This is a genomic window from Pseudonocardia sp. ICBG601 (assembly GCF_020496245.1).
In genome coordinates this window covers 2,791,119-2,809,566 of the sequence record NZ_JAHLJA010000148.1, presented here as the reverse complement: position 1 = coordinate 2,809,566, position 18,448 = coordinate 2,791,119, and the positions used below count along the sequence as shown (strand labels likewise).

General features: G+C 73.1%; 19 protein-coding genes. 11 read left to right on the top strand and 8 right to left on the bottom strand.

Going from position 1 to position 18,448, the window contains the following annotated elements; all coding sequences use genetic code 11:
• The 3 genes from KPL57_RS42865 to KPL57_RS42855 form a co-directional block, all read right to left on the bottom strand.
• Nucleotides 1-1,410: an aldehyde dehydrogenase family protein gene (locus tag KPL57_RS42865; RefSeq protein WP_226356116.1), complete on the bottom strand. Its 1,410-nt coding sequence runs from the start codon at nucleotides 1,408-1,410 to the stop codon at nucleotides 1-3.
• Nucleotides 1,411-1,508: 98 nt separating this feature from the next.
• Nucleotides 1,509-1,832, bottom strand: coding sequence for a BMC domain-containing protein (locus KPL57_RS42860; protein ID WP_208825827.1), 324 nt, complete (start codon nucleotides 1,830-1,832; stop codon nucleotides 1,509-1,511).
• A 53-nt stretch (nucleotides 1,833-1,885) separates the two neighbouring features.
• Nucleotides 1,886-2,179, bottom strand: a complete 294-nt coding sequence (locus KPL57_RS42855) for a EutN/CcmL family microcompartment protein (RefSeq protein WP_226356115.1) — start codon at nucleotides 2,177-2,179, stop codon at nucleotides 1,886-1,888.
• 229 nt (nucleotides 2,180-2,408) lie between these two features.
• Here KPL57_RS42855 and KPL57_RS42850 point away from each other — a divergent pair, with 229 nt between their 5' ends.
• Genes KPL57_RS42850 through KPL57_RS42840 form a run of 3 tightly spaced genes read left to right on the top strand, consistent with a single transcriptional unit; the run spans nucleotide 2,409 to nucleotide 5,234 of the window.
• Nucleotides 2,409-3,407, top strand: coding sequence for a hypothetical protein (locus KPL57_RS42850; protein WP_226356114.1), 999 nt, complete (start codon nucleotides 2,409-2,411; stop codon nucleotides 3,405-3,407).
• Between the two features lie 10 nt (nucleotides 3,408-3,417).
• Complete coding sequence (locus KPL57_RS42845) at nucleotides 3,418-4,500, top strand: HAD family hydrolase (protein WP_226356113.1); 1,083 nt, start codon at nucleotides 3,418-3,420, stop codon at nucleotides 4,498-4,500.
• The gene (locus tag KPL57_RS42840; RefSeq protein WP_226356112.1) at nucleotides 4,497-5,234 is read left to right on the top strand and encodes a tyrosine-protein phosphatase; all 738 of its coding nucleotides are present in this window, start codon (nucleotides 4,497-4,499) and stop codon (nucleotides 5,232-5,234) included. Before KPL57_RS42845 ends, KPL57_RS42840 begins: the two co-directional genes overlap by 4 nt.
• Nucleotides 5,235-5,311: 77 nt before the next feature.
• On the opposite strand, the gene KPL57_RS42835 is transcribed toward KPL57_RS42840, so the two are convergent.
• The 4 genes from KPL57_RS42835 to KPL57_RS42820 form a co-directional block, all read right to left on the bottom strand.
• Complete coding sequence (locus KPL57_RS42835) at nucleotides 5,312-7,831, bottom strand: pyruvate, phosphate dikinase (protein ID WP_226356111.1); 2,520 nt, start codon at nucleotides 7,829-7,831, stop codon at nucleotides 5,312-5,314.
• Between the two features lie 2 nt (nucleotides 7,832-7,833).
• Nucleotides 7,834-8,454: a hypothetical protein gene (locus KPL57_RS42830; protein ID WP_226356110.1), complete on the bottom strand. Its 621-nt coding sequence runs from the start codon at nucleotides 8,452-8,454 to the stop codon at nucleotides 7,834-7,836.
• Nucleotides 8,455-8,558: 104 nt separating this feature from the next.
• Nucleotides 8,559-9,989: a hypothetical protein gene (locus KPL57_RS42825; RefSeq protein ID WP_226356109.1), complete on the bottom strand. Its 1,431-nt coding sequence runs from the start codon at nucleotides 9,987-9,989 to the stop codon at nucleotides 8,559-8,561.
• Between the two features lie 60 nt (nucleotides 9,990-10,049).
• Nucleotides 10,050-10,469: a PEP-utilizing enzyme gene (locus KPL57_RS42820; protein WP_178375381.1), complete on the bottom strand. Its 420-nt coding sequence runs from the start codon at nucleotides 10,467-10,469 to the stop codon at nucleotides 10,050-10,052.
• A gap of 331 nt (nucleotides 10,470-10,800) precedes the next feature.
• Between KPL57_RS42820 and KPL57_RS42815 the strand changes: the two genes are divergently transcribed.
• The 4 genes from KPL57_RS42815 (at nucleotide 10,801) to KPL57_RS42800 (ending at nucleotide 13,274) form a co-directional block, all read left to right on the top strand.
• On the top strand, nucleotides 10,801-11,418 hold the full coding sequence (locus KPL57_RS42815) for a hypothetical protein (RefSeq protein WP_226356108.1): 618 nt from the start codon (nucleotides 10,801-10,803) through the stop codon (nucleotides 11,416-11,418).
• A gap of 232 nt (nucleotides 11,419-11,650) precedes the next feature.
• Nucleotides 11,651-12,205: an RNA polymerase sigma factor gene (locus KPL57_RS42810; RefSeq protein WP_226356107.1), complete on the top strand. Its 555-nt coding sequence runs from the start codon at nucleotides 11,651-11,653 to the stop codon at nucleotides 12,203-12,205.
• Entirely contained in the window at nucleotides 12,202-12,795 is a 594-nt protein-coding gene (locus tag KPL57_RS42805; protein ID WP_226356106.1) for an Asp23/Gls24 family envelope stress response protein, read from the top strand. The genes KPL57_RS42810 and KPL57_RS42805 overlap by 4 nt, the downstream gene beginning before the upstream one ends.
• Nucleotides 12,796-12,803: 8 nt before the next feature.
• Complete coding sequence (locus KPL57_RS42800; protein ID WP_226356105.1) at nucleotides 12,804-13,274, top strand: STAS domain-containing protein; 471 nt, start codon at nucleotides 12,804-12,806, stop codon at nucleotides 13,272-13,274.
• A gap of 98 nt (nucleotides 13,275-13,372) precedes the next feature.
• Here the strand turns inward: KPL57_RS42800 and KPL57_RS42795 are convergent, their stop codons facing one another.
• Entirely contained in the window at nucleotides 13,373-13,753 is a 381-nt protein-coding gene (locus KPL57_RS42795) for a hypothetical protein (protein ID WP_226356104.1), read from the bottom strand.
• Between the two features lie 418 nt (nucleotides 13,754-14,171).
• On the opposite strand from KPL57_RS42795, the gene KPL57_RS42790 reads away from it, so the two are divergent.
• The 4 genes from KPL57_RS42790 (at nucleotide 14,172) to KPL57_RS42775 (ending at nucleotide 18,448) form a co-directional block, all read left to right on the top strand.
• Nucleotides 14,172-15,743, top strand: a complete 1,572-nt coding sequence (locus tag KPL57_RS42790; RefSeq protein ID WP_226356103.1) for an amidase — start codon at nucleotides 14,172-14,174, stop codon at nucleotides 15,741-15,743.
• Between the two features lie 85 nt (nucleotides 15,744-15,828).
• Nucleotides 15,829-16,467 (top strand): nitrile hydratase subunit alpha, encoded by a 639-nt coding sequence (gene nthA, locus KPL57_RS42785; protein WP_226356102.1) that lies wholly within the window; start codon nucleotides 15,829-15,831, stop codon nucleotides 16,465-16,467.
• Between the two features lie 19 nt (nucleotides 16,468-16,486).
• Nucleotides 16,487-17,122: a nitrile hydratase subunit beta gene (gene nthB, locus KPL57_RS42780; RefSeq protein ID WP_226356101.1), complete on the top strand. Its 636-nt coding sequence runs from the start codon at nucleotides 16,487-16,489 to the stop codon at nucleotides 17,120-17,122.
• A 96-nt stretch (nucleotides 17,123-17,218) separates the two neighbouring features.
• The gene (locus KPL57_RS42775; RefSeq protein ID WP_226356100.1) at nucleotides 17,219-18,448 is read left to right on the top strand and encodes a GTP-binding protein; all 1,230 of its coding nucleotides are present in this window, start codon (nucleotides 17,219-17,221) and stop codon (nucleotides 18,446-18,448) included.

Here is an 18,448-nt window from a genome sequence, read left to right as displayed (position 1 = left end):
CTACAGCTCCACCGGGTCGTAGACGGTGCGCCACGGACGCACCTCGTGCGCGATCCGCTTGATGTTGATCAGGTGCAGGGGGGTCACGTTGTCCGAGCAGATCGACCCGCTCCAGCTGCCGGTGCCGAGCTGGAAGGAGGGGTCGACGTCGGTGGAGTAGCCCATCCCGCCGAACAGCGCCGGTGTGTTGATCACGATTCGGCCCGCGGGCAGCGCACCGAACGGGGCGATCTCCTCCGGGTCCGAGGCGTGCACGGCGGCCGTGTGCCCCTCGCCGTCGAGCGCCAGGATCTCCCGGCAGCGGCGCCACCCGGCGTCGCGGTCGGCGGCGCGGTAGACCGACAGGACCGGGCCGAGGATCTCCCGCGAGAGCGGGGTGTCCACGCCGACCGTGTCGAGCTCGCAGGCGAGCACCCGGGTCGACGACGGCACGGCGAACCCCGCCGTCTCGGCGAGGCGGATCGCGGTCTGCCCGACCGAGGCCGGGCGCATCGCGCCGCGCTCGTCGAACAGCACCCGGGCCAGCGCGGCCTGCTGGGGGGCGTTCATCCAGTAGGCGCCACGCTGCTCGAACGCGGCCAGGAAGGCCGGCGCCACCGCCTCGACGACGACGACGGACTGCTCGGCGACGCACGCCGTGCCGTTGTCGAACGACTTCGAGGTGATGATCATCTCGGCGGCCTCGGCCGGGTCGGCGACGCTCGCCCCGACGTAGGCGGGGACGTTGCCCGCCCCGACGGCGATCGTCGGCTTGCCGCTGGAGTAGGCCGCGCGCACCATGCCCGGCCCGCCGGTGGCCATGACGAGCGCGATCTCCTCGCGCCGCATGAGCTCCGCGGTGGCCGCCAGGGTGGGGTGCTCCAGGCAGGAGACCAGGCCCTCCGGGGCGCCGGCCGCGACGGCGGCCTCGGCCATGATCTCGACCGCGCGCAGGGTGCAGCGGGCGGCACGGGGGTGCGGGGCGTGCACGATCGCGTTGCCCGACTTCACCGCGGCCAGGCACTTGAACAGGGCGGTCGAGGTGGGATTGGTGACCGGGATGATCCCGGCGATGACGCCCATCGGGGAGCCGACCGCGGTCACCCGGGCCTCGTCGTCGACCCAGAGCACGCCGACGGCGCGGCGCTCCAGCATCCACCGGGCGACGAAGCCGGTGTTGTAGCGGTTCTTGTAGATCTTGTGCTCGTAGACGCCGTAGCCGGTCTCGTCGACGGCGAGCCGGGCCAGCTCCTCGGCGGCCTGCGTGCCCGCCCGTGCCATCGCCCGGACGTAGCGGTCGAGGGTCTCCTGGTCGGTCCCCTCCATCGCGTCGAAGGCCGCCCTCGCCGCGCGGGCCTTGGCGCGGACGTCGGCGAGTCCGGCCAGGTCGGCGTCGAGCCCGCGCGGGTCGGCGGGCGCTGTCGCGGTCATCCCCACACCTCCGTCTCTGTCGTGGGCGGGCACGCCCGGTCACCGCTGCACGTCGGGCGTGCACCGGTGCGGGTCGGACCCGGCCGGGGTGGGGCCGGTCAGCCCTTGGGCCGGGTGAGGACGGCGAGGATGCTCTCGGTCTCGTCGTGCGGCCGCGGGATCACGTGCACCGAGACGACCTCGCCCGCCTTGCCCGCGGCCACGGCGCCCGCGTCGGTGGCGGCCTTCACCGCGCCGACGTCGCCCCGGACCATGATCGTCACGAGGCCGCCGCCGATCTCGCGGTGGCCGAGCACCTGCACGTTGGCGGCCTTCACCATCGCGTCGGCCGCCTCGATCGCACCGACCAGCCCCTTGGTCTCGATGAGTCCCAGCGCGCCGCGCAGGGCCGGGACGGCCGGGGTTCCAGTCGTCGGAGCCATGTCTTCCTCCTGATGCCGGTGTGGTGCCGACGGTGCCGGATCGGCGACCGTCGTCATGTCTTCTGGTAGGTCACGCTGCCGACCCGCACGACGGTGTCGGCGATGCCGACGACCGCGCGGTCGGTGGGGACGTCGGGGCCGGCCGCCACCCGGGCGGCTCCGCCCGCGCAGACCAGCACGATCTCGCCGACCCCGGCACCGACGGTGTCGACCGCGACGAACACGGCTCCGCCGTCGCGCTCCGGGTCGTCGGAGTCGGCCTCCTGCACCAGCAGGAGGGTGAACCGCTCGAGTCCGGGGCCCTTGATCGTCGAGACGACCTGGCCGAGCACCTTGGCCAGCTGCATGCCCGGACCACCTCCGTCGGTAGAAGCCGGGTGGCCTCGGCGCGAGCCGGACCACCGTTGCCGGGACAGTAGGACCGGCACGATCCCCGCAGCCTTATCCGTTCCGGACAACGTGACCGGCGGCCGTTGTCCTTCGGCGCCGTGGCCGGACCGGGAGCACCGCGGGAGCGTGCAGGACGTAGACCACGGCCCGGCCGCACCGGGCCCCCGCGCGCCAGGAGGTTCATCGGTGATCCGCCCCGAGGACGCACAGTTCCACCCGCCGACCAGCGACGACCCGCTCTGGGCGGAGACCAACTACTTCGGCCTCTACGCGGGCCAGGACACCGACCGGCCGATGAACATCGGCCTCTACGGGCTGTTCCGCGAGCCGCTGGGGGTGGTGGGCTCCACCGTCTCGGTGAACAGCCGCCGCGTGCGGGCCCCCTGGGAGGCCGACTACTGGGACGCCTGGGAGCACCTGGTCGTGCCGCAGCCGTCGAACCTGCTGGACTACGAGCTGGCCAACGGCCTGAAGGTCGTCGCGACCGACCCGCACCGGATCTGGGACGTCTCCTACTCCGACCCGGCCGCGGACCTGGAGATCCGGTTCCGCCACACCGCCCTGCACGAGCCCTACGACATCAACGACCCGGACATGGACCCGCTGGCCGCGGGCAAGGACATGGCCAAGACCTGGGGCCACGCCTACGCCGGCCACTTCGACCAGTCCGGGCACTACGAGGGCGAGATCCGGCTCCGCGGGGTCACGACCCCGATCGACTGCGTGTCCACGATGGACCACAGCTGGGGGGTGCGCGCCGAGCGGCAGACCTCGCGGCTGAGCTGGATGCACGCCCACGCCGGGACCGACCTCGTGCTGCACGGCCTGTTCGACTTCTCCACCGACAACGGCCCGGACGGCGAGTCGCCGCTGCGCCTGACACACGGCTACGTCGTCGAGAACGGCGAGCTGCGCGGGCTCAAGGCCGGCGGCGGCGTCACGAAGCGCTCGCACCTCTACCCGGAACGGATCTCGATCAGCGTCACCGACTCCGCCGACCGGGTCTGGAACGCCGAGGGCCAGGCCCTGACCACCTTCCCGTGGCAGTCCCAGCCCGGCGTCGTCGGGCACAACGCGCTGCTGCGCTGGGACCTCGACGGCCGCACCGCCTACGGCGAGTGCATGGACTTCGTCGGCATGGGCGAGCTCGGCGCGGTCTACGACAGGGCCCACGGCCGGAGATGAGGCCACGGACGTGACCCCCACTCCCCCGCCGCCCGTCGAGGCCGTGCTGTTCGACCTCGACGGGACGCTGGTGCAGACCCGCATCGCCTCCTGGACGGTGTTCTCGACGATCAACGACCGGTTCGGGCTGGGGGTGGACGGACCCGAGCAGTACTTCGACCTCTTCCGCGGCAACGTCTACGACTCGATCGCGAAGCTCTGCCGGGACGAGGCCCACGCGGCGGAGGTGAAGAACGCCTTCCTCACCCTGCTGCGCGAGGAGTACGACCCGCCGCTGGTCCCGGGGGTCGCCGACGTCGTCCGGCGGCTCGCCGGGCACTGCACGCTCGCGGTGATGTCGTCCAACGCGATGCAGGTCATGCGACGGGTGCTCACCGGCAACGACCTGGCGTACTGCTTCGCGCACGTGTTCGGCGGCGACGTCGCCCCCGACAAGCGCACCGCCGTGCGCACCTTCCTCGCCGACGCCGCGAACTCCTACGGGCGCCGCTGCTCCGCCGACTACGACGAGGGCGGCCGCCTGCAGACCCCCGACCTCACCAGCACGGTGCTGGTCACCGACACCGCGGGCGACGTCCGCGACGCCGTCGAGGTCGGCATCCGCGCGGTCGGGGTGGCGTGGGGGATGCACTCCCCCGACGAGCTGCTCGCCGCCGGGGCGGAGTTCGTCGCGCTGTGGCCGCAGGAGATCACCGCGCACCTGCTGGGCGACGCCGCCGCACTCCCCCCGGGTGGTGCCTGCGCGGTCCCGGCCGGCGGCACGGCCCCCGCCTGCGCGACCCCTCCGCGCACCGGCTCCGCCCGGGAGCCGTCCGACGACCCCGGCGCGCCGGGGCGGGACGCGGCGGCCGGGGACGGGGACTGCGGGTGCGGCTGCGGCGGCGACCCGCTCCGGGTGCCGCTGCACGGCGCGGCCCGGGTGCGCCGGGACCGGCGCCGGACCGCCGCGGCCGGCCTCACTCCCGCGGCCGGTGTCGCGGGGACCGCCCCTGGCTCGGGTTCCGTTCCCCTGGCTGAGGCGTCTCCCGGGCCGCCGGGCCCGGCCGCCGGGCAGGAGATGCTCGACGCCGTGCGGCGGGTGGTGCGCGGATGACGACCCCGCCCCGCGGGATGGACGGCGTCTACAACTTCCGCGACCTCGGTGGGCTGCGTGCCGGTCCGGACCTGCGGGTCCGGCCCGGTGCCCTGTTCCGCAGCGACACCCTGCAGGCGCTCTCCCCCGCCGACGTCGACCACCTGGTGTCCGGCCTCGGACTGGAGCTGGTCGTCGACCTGCGGAGCGGGACCGAGGCCGTCGAGGAGGGCCGCGGGCCGCTCGCCCTGCGGCCGGTCGGCTACCTCAACGCGCCCCTGCTCGACCTCCCGGTCTCGGACCTGCCCGCCCACGAGCAGTCGCTGTCGTTCTCCCTGGAGCACCTGTCGTCACCGGCGTCGCCGCTGGCGACGGTGGTGCGGGTGGTCGCCGCGCTGGCCGGGCGCCCGACGCTGCTGCACTGCGCGGCGGGCAAGGACCGGACGGGGCTGGTCACCGCGCTCCTGCTGCGGCTGCTGGGCGTCGACGACGACGAGATCGTCGCCGACTACCTGCGCTCGGGGCCCAACATGGTCCGGATCGTCGAGCGCTTCAGAACCTGGCCGCGCTACCGCGACCACATCGACGTCGTCCCGCCCGCGGTCTACGAGGCACGCGAGTACACGATCCGCGGGTTCCTGGCCGCGCTCGACCGCGACCACGGCGGCGCCCACGGCTGGGCGCGGCGGCGCGGGATCGCCGCGTCCGTGCCGCGGCAGCTCCGCGACGGACTCCTGGTGCCCACCGGCCGCTGACCGGGCCACGGACACCGCGGCGGCCCTCCCCGGTCCGGGGAGGGCCGCCCCGCCGCTCCGGCCCCGAGCGCCGGGCCTCAGTCGCCCAGGGCCGCCTTCCCCAGCGCCAGCACCAGCGGCCGGGCCCCGTCGACGTCGACGGCGAAGCGGCGGAACCCGAGCCCGTACAGCTGGGCGGCCGCCTCCTCCGGGACCTCGCCCGACAGCCGCATGCCGACCGGCAGGTCCGCGCGCTGCGCCGTCGCGACGGTGCCGAGCAGCGACCGCACGACCGGGTCGAGCGCGGTGCGCGGGTCCACCGACAGCAGCCCCCGCCGCAGGTAGTCGTCCAGCGGGTCGGAGGTCAGCAGCTGGCGCGCCGGGATCCCGAACACCGCGGACTGCAGCGCCCGGACCTCGACCCAGAGGACGTCGACGCACGCCGCGATGGCCGGCGCACCGGCGGCCGCCCGCGGGCTGGTCAGGTACGCGCCGACGGCGACCGCGCCCGGCACCTCCGTCGCCAGCGTGCGCAGCGCCGCCGCCTCGGCCGGGTCGGACAGGTGCCGCACCGCGAGGTGGACCCCGCCCGTACGGCCCGCGGCGGCGGCCGCCCGGGTCAGGCCGCGCAGCTGGGCCTCGACCAGCGCGGGGCGGCCGAGGGGCAGGGCGAGCTCCGGGTGCCGGGTGGTGACCGCCGTCTGCTGGAGCAGCTCCCGCGCCTCGTCGGCGACGAGGTCCACGGCGCGGACCCCCACGGGCAGGTCCCCCGCCGCGTCCAGCAGCGGCGTGAGCTCCTGCTCCACCAGGTCCGCGACGCGGTCGAAGCGCTCCTGCACCCCGGCGTCGGACAGCAGCTCCTCGACGAGACCGTCCAGGTGGCCGGTGGCGGCCAGGACGTCGTCGACGGCGGTGACCAGCCCGCTCGCGCCGGCCTCGCGGGCGCGGGCGACGTCGGCGGGCAGCGTCACCCGCACCAGCACCTCGCAGCCCGAGGCCCCGGCCGCGGCGGCGAGCACCGAGCCCAGCGCCCCGGTCGCGGCCGCGGGCGTCGCGGTGCTGATCCGGCCGAGGAACAGCTCCCCGCCGGCGCCGTCGAGGGAGACCTCGTCGCCCTCGGCGACGGTCCGGCCGCCGACGACCAGGGTGCGGGCCGCCTCGTCGACGGTGATCGCCGACGCGCCCACCACGCAGGACGTGCCGAGCGCCCGCGCGACGACCGCCGCGTGGCTGGTGGAGCCGCCGGTGGCGGTCACGATGCCGTTCGCCGCGATCATCCCGTGCAGGTCGGCCGGGCTGGTCACGGCGCGGGCCAGGATGACGTCCTCGCCGGCGTCGGCGCGCTCCCTCGCCCGGTCCGGGTCCAGCACGAGGACCCCGCTGACCTGGCCGGGGCAGGCCCCGATGCCGGTGGTCAGCAGCCGGTCCCCGGCGCGGGCACGGGCGACCTCGTCGTCGTCGAAGCCGGGGCGCTGGACCTGGCGGACCTGTTCGGGGCTGAGGTTGCGCAGGGCCACGGCGGGGGCGACGTGTGCCTCGGCCAGGAAGTCCGCGGCGATCCGCACCGCCGCCTCGGGGGTGCGCTTGGCGCTGCGGACCTGCAGGAAGTAGAGGGTGGACCGCTCGACGGTGAACTCGATGTCGAGCACGTCGCCCCGGTCGCGCTCCAGGTCGGCGCAGGTGCGCCGCAGCTCGTCGAGCAGCGCGGGGGCGAGCGCCCGGTCGACCGGGTCCGGAGTCCTCGTCCCGGCGACGACGTCCTCGCCCTGGGCGTGCGCGAGGTACTCCCCGAACAGGCCGGGCTCGCCGGAGGCGGGGTTGCGGGTGAAGACCACGCCGGAGCCGGAGTCGTCGGAGAGGTTGCCGAACACCATCGACTGCACGACGACGGCGGTGCCCAGGTCGTGCGGGATGGCGTGGAACTCCCGGTAGGTCCGGGCCCGGCGGGTGTTCCAGGACCGGAAGACCGCCTCGACGGCGCCGAACAGCTGGGCCGTGGGGTCGGCCGGGACGGACTCGCCGTCGGACTCCTCCAGCGCGGCCTCGCAGGCCGACCAGATGCGGTCGTACACCGCACCCGCGTCCTCGGCCGGGTCGACGGCGGCGACGAGCGCCTCGCTCCCCTCGCCCGGGTCGAGCGCGCCGAGCACGGTCTCGGCGTACATCGCGTGGAACCGGGCGGTCAGGTCGGCGACGAACCGGGCGTCCCCGGTGACGGCGCCCAGCGCGACGGCGGCCTCCCGCCCGATGCCGAGGTTCAGGACGGTGTCCATCATCCCGGGCATCGAGACCGGCGCACCGGACCGCACGGACAGCAGCAGGGGGGTCGGACCGTCGCCGAAGGTCTTCCCCGAGTCCCGCTCGAGCTCGGCGAGCCGGGCCGCGACCTCGTCGGCCAGCCCGGCCGGGAGCGTCCCCTCGGCGAGGTAGCGACGGCACGCGTCGGTGCCGATGACGTACCCCGGCGGGACGCGGAGTCCCTGCTGGCTCATCCGGGCCAGACCGCTCCCCTTGCCGCCGAGCCGGTCGACGTCGGCGGGGTCGGCCTCGGCGAACGTGCGGGTGAAGCCCGGTGCGGCCGGTGCGCCCGGGCGCCCGGTGCTCTGCGGTTCGGCCACGGTCACTCCGTCCGCTCCCGGCCGAGGGTGCGCAGCAGGTCCTCGTGGAACTCGAACCAGATGTTGTGCACCGAGTCGATGGTGGGCGAGGCGACGAACTCGTGACGTCCCTCGTCGACGGACCCGATCGCGGCCTCGAACCGCCGTCCGTACAGCGCGAAGCGGCCGTCGAAGCCGGCCAGCGCCTCCAGGAGCGGGGTGAGGCGGGCGACCAGCTTCTCGAGCCGGGCGATGACCTTGTCGTCGTAGTCGGGGTCGGTGTGATCGTTGGTGACCTTCCGTCCCCCGACGTCGATCTGCTGCCAGGACGACATCGTCGTGAGGAACTGGGCGTTGGTGGTCTCGAACCGGTCGACGAGCGCGAGGACGTCGTCGTCGGTGCGCACCGGCGCGTAGTGCTCCGCGGCGGCGGCCCGCAGCGCCGGCTCCGCCTCGTCGGTCGGCAGCGCCGCACCCCCGGCGACCACGACGAGGCCCCGCCCGGCCAGGTCCTCCAGCACCGCGTCGACACGGTCGGCGGCGACGCCGGAGGCCGCCGCGACGACCTGGGCGGTCGCCATCTTCTTCAGGGCGACGACGTCGAGGACGTCGTAGTCCGTCTTGTCCAGCACGGCTGCGGACATGGGTGTCCCTTCACGTGGCAGGGCGGCGTGGCGGGGAGCGCCACGCCGCCCGGTCCGGTCGGCTCGTCGGTGGGCCGGCCCGCGGGCGGGCCGGCGCGGCGGGTCTAGAGCCAGCGTCCCTTCGAGCTGCGCAGGTCGGCCTTGTCGGAGAACGGCAGGTAGCCGGCGCCGGAGAAGATCTTGCTGGGCACCGTCTCCTGGGCGAAGCCGCGCTTGGTGATCTCGTAGTAGTAGTTCGAGACCCGCTGGTCGATCTCCCACAGGTCGTAGTCGCGGCAGGCCTTCTCGTAGGTCCCCGCCTTGCGCAGGTGCGGGAGGATCATGTCGATGTAGTAGACGTACTGCCCGTTCCAGATGAGGTCGCGGCGGCACATCTTCGACGTCTTGGTGTACAGCTTCAGGGTCGCCTGCTGGACCCGGCCCAGGTGGTCGGGCAGGTCGTCGACGGCGATCGGGTAGACCTCGCCCATCGGGGTGTCCCACTTCTCGCGGGCGAAGACCGCCCCACCGATGATGGCCTCGATGTAGTTCTTCGGGCGGGTGAAGGTCGTGGAGATGTCGTTGACCCGGATCTCCTCCAGGCCCATCTTCTCCGGGTCGATGATCATGGCCAGGGTGTACGCGTGCGGGAGCTTCGCGTCCTCGCTCACGTCCGACCAGTGGTAGATCTCCTCGTTCACGAACAGGTCGCGCAGGATCAGCAGCGTGCCGTCCGGGAGCTCGTAGGGCCCGGTGTCGCCCAGGCCGAGCCGGTTGTCGTAGTGGTGCAGGAAGGCCAGCAGCTCGGTGGCGGCGTTGAACTGGGTGAACGCCGCGTGCTTCGGGCTGCCGTGGTCGAGGGGCTCGATCTGCGAGGTGAGCTGCTGCAGGAAGTCCTCCTCGTGGATCCGGCAGCGGTAGCGGTCCTGGGAGTTGAGGATGTAGCCGTCCTGGCGCTTGCCCCACAGCACGCGCTGCATGAACTTGAGGATCTCGTTGGACTCGGCGACGTAGTCGTCCGGGCCGATGGCCTCCAGGGCGAGCAGGCCGCACCGGCCCATGCCGAACCCGACGGCGCCGATGCACCAGTCGTGCACGGAGTTGACCTTGGTGCCGATCTCGCGCCGCGCACTGGCCCCGATGTCCATGACCCCCTGCGCGCCCACCTCGGTGGTGGTCATGCGCAGGATCTCCGGCCAGCGGTAGAACTCGTGCATGAAGGCCAGGATCTCGTACTCCTGGCGGGGGATCATGCCGCTGACGCCCTCGGTGGCGCGCATGACCAGCACGTCCCAGATGTTCCAGGCCAGGTAGTTGTTGAGGTCGTTCAGCTCGTCGATGCTGAACCGGTCCTTGAGGACGTCCTCCTTGGACACCTTCTCCAGCACGCCGGACTTCGCGCGCTCCTTCAGCATCTTGTCGCCCTTGATGCCGTCGGTGACGGGCTCGAGGCCGACGAAGTTGCCGGTGTAGGTCAGGTCCTGGAACCGGAGGCCGTCGTCGCCCTCCTCGTATCGCTGCTTGTAGGTCGCCTTCTTGCCCTCGGTTGCGGTCACTGCGCTGTGCTCCTGTCCCGGATCGTCGGCGTCGTGGAAGGGGGTCGTGTCGGGACCGGGTCAGTCGTCGGCGACGACGCGGCCGACCTCCCCGTCGGTGCAGTCCAGGCGGACCTTGCGGCCGTCGAGGGCCGTCGCGATCTCGTCGAAGTGCGACGGGTCGGTGCTGCCGACGACGTAGCGCGAGTCGCTGCTGGTGAGGTGGGCGGTCATCACGCAGGGCGTCTGGAACTCGCGCGACAGGATCCCCAGGTGGGACTCCGGGGCACCGGACATCGTGATCACACCGATGGCGCCCATGCTGAGCGCGGGAGCCAGGAAGGTGGTCGTGCCGCCCTGCACCAGGAGGATGTGCTCCTGCAGCTTCCCCGACTGGATCAGCGAGATGACGTCGGCCGGGGACGACAGGTACTTGATGGTTCCGCTGGGGGACTTGCCGGTGTCGAAGACGTTGTAGCCCTCGGCCAGTACCTCGGCCATGGAAGTTCCTCCTTGAACTCGGGTGGACCGGCGTCGTCCCGCGGGGCCGACCGGTCACGGCACCTCGACGTCGTGTGGGTCACAGTGCCGCCAATCACTACGTGCTCCGATGGAACCGACGGACAAAACTGGACGGGGAGCTTGTCCTGCGGGGACAGACCCAGATCAGCAGCGACGGGACGTCGTGCGCTACCTCCGCCCGAGTGGCGTGCCGGCGCCGCCCGCGCACCGGTCCGGCCGCGCACCGGGCTCTGTTAGCGTCCGGCCGGATGGCGCAGCGCGACGGGAACCGGCGACGACGGAGCCGCGCGATCCCGTGATCGTCGACGGGATGGCGGCACTCGCGGGCGGCCTCGGGGCGGGCCTGCTCCTCGTCGCCGCCGTGGCCCTGGTCGCGGAGTCGGGTCTGCTGGTCGGCGTCGTGCTGCCCGGCATCAGCGTGACCGTCGGGCTGGGTGTCCTGGCCGGGACCGGCGCGGTGCCCGGCGTCGCCGCGGGGGCCACCGCCGTCGTCGCCGGCGCCGCCGGACCGAGCCTGGGCTACTGGCGGGCACGACGGGGTGGCCCGGCGGCGCTGCGGGGCGGGCGCGGCATGCCGGCTGCGGCGGCCCGGGTCCTCCGGCTGGCCGAGCGACGCCCCGTGCTCGCGGTGGTGCTCGGCCAGTGGTTCGCGGTGGTCCGCACCCTGGTCCCCCGCGTCACGAGCCGCGTCCTGCCGTACCACCGGTTCGCGGCGGTCAGCATCCCGGTGGCCGCCACCTGGGGGCTCGTCACGTTCACCCTGGGATGCCTGCTCGCCCGGGGCTCGACGACCGCGGCCCGGGTCGTCGCGGCGCAGCAGGTGACGGCGGACGTCCTGCTCGCGGCCCTGCTGCTCGCGGTCGCGGGGGCGGCGGTCCACACGGTCGTGCGCCGCCGCGCGCGGGACCGCGACCGTCACACCCCGTGAGCGGACCCACCGGTCGGGTCCGGACACCGACACGATAGTGGCGGAGGTCACCGAACCGATCCGTGACGATGTACGAAGTCGCGTGTCCGACAGATGTCGAGGGGCGGGGGCCGATGTCGCGTGACGTACCCGGGGAGGACGTCACGCACCTCGACGGTCGGGGCCCGCGGGGGCGGGCCCCGACCCGGCACAGTCGGAGGGGGCGGTCGGACGTGCAGGACGGGGAAGGTCGGTGAACGGCGGCCGCGCGGGGCTGGATGCGGCCGCCGACGCCTGGCTGGTCGCCAAGGCGAAACAGGGGACGCCCGACGCCTACGAGGAGCTGGTGCGACGGCACCGCGACCGGATCTACCGCATCGCCCTGCGCATGGTCGGCAACCCCCACGACGCCGAGGACGTCGCCCAGGACGTCGTCCTGACCCTCTGGACCGCGTTGACCGGGTTCAGCGGGGACAGCCTGTTCACCACCTGGCTGTACCGGATCGTGGTCAACCGCTGTCTCAACCTGATCGCCCGCCGCAAGCAGCACGAGCCCCTCGAGGACCCCTCGGTGGTCACCTCCCCGGGCGCGGACACCCAGGCGGTGGCCCGCGGTCGCGCCCGCGCCGCGCTCGACGCGGTGACCGCGCTGCCTCCGGACCTGCGTGCCGCGGTCGTCCTCGTCGACGTCGAGCAGATGCGCTATGCGGAGGTGGCCGCCATCCTGAACGTCTCGGAGTCCACTGTCCGGGGACGGTTGTCCCGCGGGCGCCGCGTCCTCCTCGACACCCTGCGGGAGTGGGCATGAGCATCCACGACGAGCCGGGTGAGCGCGAGCACCTGCTGCGCTGCGGCCGGTCCGCCGACGAGCTCCTCGACCAGGTCGCGGGCGGACGCGGGCACCTGCGGGACGACCACCAGCGGGACTGCGTGCACTGCGAGGCCGCCCTGGGCGAGTACGGCCGGCTGTGGATGCCGATGGCCGATCTCGTGGCGGAGGAGGTGATCGCTCCGGAGGGGCGCTTCGACCGGCTCGTGCGCCGGCTCCGTGGCGTGCTGTCCGACCCGGACCACGCGGTGCTGCCCGGCCCGGACGGGGTCACCCGGATCGCCGCGCGGGTCGTCGTGGTGACCGCGCGGCGGTCGGCGCAGTCGGTGCCCGGGGTGCGGGTCGCGCTGAGCCGCACGCTCACCGACGCGGCGGACTCCGGCGACGACGTCGTCGTGGGGGTGGCGGGCGCCAGCACCGCGGTCGAGATCGTGCTGGCCGCGGACTACGGCGAGGACCTCAACGCACTGGCCGACCGCGTCCGGGCCACCGTGGCCGAGCGGATCCGTGCGCTCACCGACCTGACCGCGACCCGGATCACGGTCGTCATCGACGACGTGCTGACCTAGGAGACCGGATGTCCTCCCTGCCCTTCCCGAGAGCGGACGACGACCGGTCGCCGGGGCCGCCCCTCCCCCGCAGGCCCGCCGCGCGGCGGGGCCGCGACCACCCGGCTCCGGGCTGGTCCGGTACCGGCCCGCCACTGAGGACCGACACCCTGGGGGTGACGGCGGTGCTGCGGCCCGGCCCGCGGGTGCAGCTGCACCTGGTCGGCGAGGTCGACCGCGCGTCGAGCCCGGCCCTGTCCCGCTACCTGCAGCACTGGGTGGCGGTGTCGGACTGCGTCACCCTCGACCTGTCCTGTGTGGACTTCATCGACGCCTCGGGGCTCACCGCCCTGCTCATCGGGCTCCACCACGCCGGGCGGACCAGGACCCACCTGCGACTGGCCCACCGCCCCTCGCACCCGGCGGAGCGGACCCTCGCCGTCTCCGGGGTCCGGACGCTGTTCGACGACGCCGGACACCGGTGCCCGCACCGGCACTGAGGACCGCCCTCGCCGGTGGAGGCGGCCCCGCGGAGCAGCGTGACGGCTCCGGGGACACAGGAGGGTCCCCGGAGCCGTCACGACGGATGCGTCGTGGCTCAGCCGACGCTGTCCCCGGCACCGGCGCTCTGGGCGCAGTTGTCGGGCTGGGCGGTGACCGAGTCGCCGGACTTCGCCTTGCCCGCACCCAGGACGCCCAGGGCGCCGGTGAGACCGTTGCCGCCGGCCACGTCCTCGACCGGGACCTGCACACCCAGCACGTTCACCGGGACGTTGTTGTTGCAGGCCTGGACCGGGACGTCGACGTTGTTGCCGTTCAGCCCCGCGATCAGCCCGTCGGCGCTCTTGTCGATGCCGTCGGCGTGGTGGTGCCCGTCCCGGTGGCCGTCGTGGTGGCCCTCGGAGGCGAACGCCATCGGCGAGACAGCCAGCAACGACGCCGCGGACGCGGCCACGATGAGTCCAGCCTTCTTCAGCACGTGTGATCTCCTGGTGGGTTCGGGCCGCACACCCGATACGGGCGGGCGACCTGTCCGTGCCGGTACCTGGAACGGGTGGGAGCCCGTACCGGCTACCGACGACGATCGACCCGGGCGGAGATCTTTTCAATTCCCACAACACCATTGTGTCGCGCAATTACTGCGGGTGTGGATACTCCCCTGATCAGTGGAATGAATAGATATTCCCATTGCGGGTGATTCGACGTATTCGGGATCCCGCGGCACGCGCCGACCGGTACCGGTCACCTCCACCACGCGACCCCACGGCGGCGACCCTCGCCCCGCCGGGCGCGACAGCGCCGGGCGCCCCCGTCACGTCAATTCGTCAAAACTTGTTGACATGTACGGCTGGCGCACATAACTTCTCGTCATCCCCGGATGTGAGGAGCACCGCTCGATGGCGATTCCACCTCCCGACGCCGCCCGTCTGGCGGCCCTGAACGAGCACTACGCGTTCGGCCTGTCGGAGGCCGAGCTGGCCGAGTTCGGCCCGGCGGTGACCGCGACCCTCGCGTCCTCGGAGCGGGTCGAGGAGCTCTACCGCGCCACCGCGCCGCAGGCACCGCAGCGGGAGTGGTCCGAGCCCGCGGACAACCCCCTGGGTGGCTGGTACGTCACCACCTCGGTACCCGGCGCCGCGCAGGGCCCGCTGGCCGGGCGGACCGTGGCACTCAAGGACAACATCTCCCTCGCCGGGGTGCCGATGACCAACGGGTCGGCCACCGTCGAGGGGTTCGTCCCCTCCCGCGACGCCACGGTCGCGACCCGGCTGCTCGCGGCCGGGGCGACGATCACCGGTAAGGCGATGTGTGAGGACCTGTGTTTCTCCGGGGCCAGCTTCACCTCCCGGCCGTGGCCGGTGCGCAACCCCTGGGACCCGACCCGGGTCTCGGGCGGATCCTCGAGCGGGAGTGCGGCGCTGGTCGGGTCCGGCGCGGTCGACATGGCCGTGGGCGGTGACCAGGGCGGCTCGATCCGTATCCCGTCGGCGTTCTCGGGGACCGTGGGGCACAAGCCCACCCACGGGCTGGTCCCCTACACCGGGGCGTTCCCCATCGAGGCCACGATCGACCACCTCGGCCCGATCACCCGCACCGTGTCCGACGCCGCGCTGATGCTCGGGGTCCTGGCCGGGGTCGACGGGCTCGACGCCCGCCAGCCCACCACGCTGGACCCGGTCGACTACCTCGCCGCGCTCGAGCAGTCTGCGGCCGGGTTGCGGGTCGGGATCGTGACCGAGGGCTTCGGCCGTCCGGAGAGCGACCCGGGTGTCGACGAGGCCGTGCGCGCGGCGATCACCACCCTGACCGGGGCCGGGCTGGTCGCCGAGGAGATCTCGATCCCCTGGCATCTGGACGGTATGGCGGTCTGGAACGTCATCGCCACCGAGGGCGCCGCGCACCAGATGGTCGACGGCAACGCCTACGGCATGAACTACCCCGGCCTCTACGACCCCGAGCTGATCGGCCACTACCACCGCCGGCGCCACGCCCGCGGGTCGGAGCTGTCCAAGACCGTCAAACTCGTCGGGCTGTCGGGTGGCTACACCTTCGGTCACGGCGGCGGCGCCTACTACGGGATGGCCCGCAACCTGGCCCTGGAACTGCGCGCGGCCTACGACCAGGCGTTGACCGGCTACGACGTGCTGGTCATGCCGACCCTGCCCTACACCGCACCCGAGCTGCTCGGTCTCGACGCCGACCTGGGCACCTACCTGCCCACCGCGCTGGGGATGGTCGGCAACTGTGCCCCGTTCGACGTGTCCGGGCACCCCGCCGCGAGTGTCCCCGCCGGGCTGGTCGAGGGCCTACCGGCCGGGCTGATGATCGTCGGCCGGCGTTTCGACGACGCGACCGTGTTGCGGGTCGCGCACACCTTCGAGCAGGCCGTCGGCGGCTTCCCCGCTCCGCCGGCCCTCACCGCCTCGGTCGGGGCCGCCCGACCGCCGCTCTCCGGCGTCGGGGGGTGAGGCCGGACCCGTCGATCCCCGCGCAGTCCTCGCGCACCACCTCCCCACCCGACCGAGCACCGACGACGATCCCGAAGGAGCATCCGTGACGCTCGCCGCCCACCAGAACCGCACCGGCCTGCCCGAGCAGGCCCCCGCCGACGACCGAGCCTGGGCACTGAAGAACGCGCTGGAGGCCAAGGGGCTCATCCCCGCAGGCTTCAACGAGGGCTGGAAGAAGACCTTCGAGGAGGAGTACACCCCGCGCCGGGGAGCCGAGCTCGTCGCCCGGGCGTGGACCGACCCCGAGTTCCGCGAGCTGCTGCTCTCCGACGGGACCGCGGCCGTCGCCCAGTACGGCTACCTCGGCGCCCAGGGCGAGTACATCCGTGCCCTGGCCGACACGCCCACGGTCAAGAACGTCATCGTGTGTTCGCTGTGCTCGTGCACCGCCTGGCCGATCCTGGGTCTGCCGCCCACCTGGTACAAGGGCTTCGAGTACCGCGCCCGGGTGGTGCGGGAGCCCCGCAGGGTGCTGGCGGAGCTGGGGACGACGATCCCCGAGGACGTCGAGATCAAGGTCTACGACACCACCGCCGAGACCCGCTACATGGTCCTGCCGATGCGCCCCGCGGGGACCGAGGGCTGGGACGCCGAACGCCTGGCGGGCATCGTCACCAAGGACTGCCTGATCGGCGTCGCGCTGCCCTCGGCCGACGTGGTCGTCGAGCACCCCAACACCTGAGCGAACGGAGGACACCCCCATGGACGGCGTTCACGACCTCGCGGGCAAGCAGGGCTTCGGTCCGGTTCCGCACACCGCCAACGGCCCGATCGGCGACACCTTCAAGTACGACTGGGAGCACCTGGGCTACAGCCTGCTGTTCCTCGGCGTGACCAACGGCTGGTTCACCCTCGACGAGGTGCGCCACGCGGTCGAGCGGATCGAGCCGAAGCACTACCTGACCACCCCGTACTACGAGCGCTACATCATCGGTGCGGCGACGCTCGTGGTCGAGAAGGGCGTGCTCACCCACGACGAGCTGGAGGCCGCGACCGGCGGTCCCTTCCCGCTCGCGCTGCCCGCGACCTCACCCGGCCGTCCGGCCCGGGAGGGCCGCGAGACGTTCGAGATCGGCGACAAGGTCCGGGTGACCGACGACCACTTCGCCGGGCACGTCCGCTACCCCGCCTTCTGCCGGGGCAAGGTCGGCACGGTGCAGCACCGCACCGGGATGACCTGGCCGTTCCCCGACGCCGCCGGTCACGGTCGCAGTGACGGCGGCTCGGAGCCGAGCTACCACGTCGAGTTCGACGGCGCGGAGCTCTTCGGCGACGACACCGATGCCGGTGCGGTGGTCGTCGACCTGTTCGAGGGCTACCTCGAGCGCGTCGCCTGATCCACCGCTTCCCTCCGGGCGGGCCCGCACCGACGGGCCCGCCCGGCCGTCCGACCCCACCACCACGGTCGCCGGCCGGCGACGAGAGGACCGACGATGATCGACACCCGCCTTCCCGTCACCGTCCTGTCAGGCTTCCTCGGAGCGGGCAAGACGACCCTGCTCAACCACGTGCTGAACAACCGCGACGGCCGCCGGGTCGCGGTCGTCGTCAACGACATGAGCGAGATCAACATCGACGGCTCGGAGATCGCCCGCGAGGTCGAGCTCAGCCGTTCCGAGGAACGCCTGGTCGAGATGACCAACGGGTGCATCTGCTGCACCCTGCGCGACGACCTGCTCGGCGAGATCACCCGTCTCGCGCGGGAGGGGCGGTTCGACTACCTGCTGATCGAGTCCTCCGGCATCTCCGAGCCCCTCCCGGTCGCGGAGACGTTCACCTTCGTCGACCCCGCCGGTGGCGCGCTCGACGACATCGCCCGGCTCGACACCATGGTCACCGTCGTCGACGGCGTGAACTTCCTGCGGGACTTCCGGGCCGGCCGCCGGGTGGACGCCGACTCCCCCGACGACCGTCGTGACCTCTCCGACCTGCTGGTCGACCAGGTCGAGTTCGCCGACGTCATCCTGATCAGCAAGACCGACCTGATGCTCGACGGGCAGGTCGCCGAGCTCACCGAGATCCTGCGCCGGCTCAACGCCGTCGCCGAGATCATCCCCATGTCCGAGGGCCGTGCGCCGCTGGACCGCATCCTGGACACGGGGCTGTTCTCCCTCGAACGCGCCGCCACCGCACCCGGCTGGCTGCAGGAGATCAACGGCGAGCACGTCCCGGAGACCGAGGAGTACGGCGTCGCCTCGCACCTGTACCGGGCCCGCGCGCCGTTCCACCCGGAACGCCTGCACGACGTCCTCACCCGGGAATGGACCAACGGACGGCTGCTCCGGGCGAAGGGCTACTTCTGGAACGCCGCCCGGATCACCGACATCGGCAGCATCTCCCAGGCCGGTCACCTCATCCGGCACGGCTACATCGGCCACTGGTGGCGGTTCCTGCCCGCCGAGGTCTGGCCGGAGGACTACCGCCGCGAGGCGATCACCGCGAACTGGGACGACACCGTCGGCGACTGCCGCCAGGAGCTGGTCTTCATCGGCCAGGGGATCGACCGCGACACCCTGTTCGCCGAGCTGGACGCGTGCCTGCTGACCGACGCCGAGATCGGTCTCGGGCCCGACGGCTGGGACGCGCTGCCCGACCCGCTCGGCACCGGCGAGATCGACGTCGCCGCCGCGGCGGGAGCCGGACGACTCCCCGCCGGGCTCTGA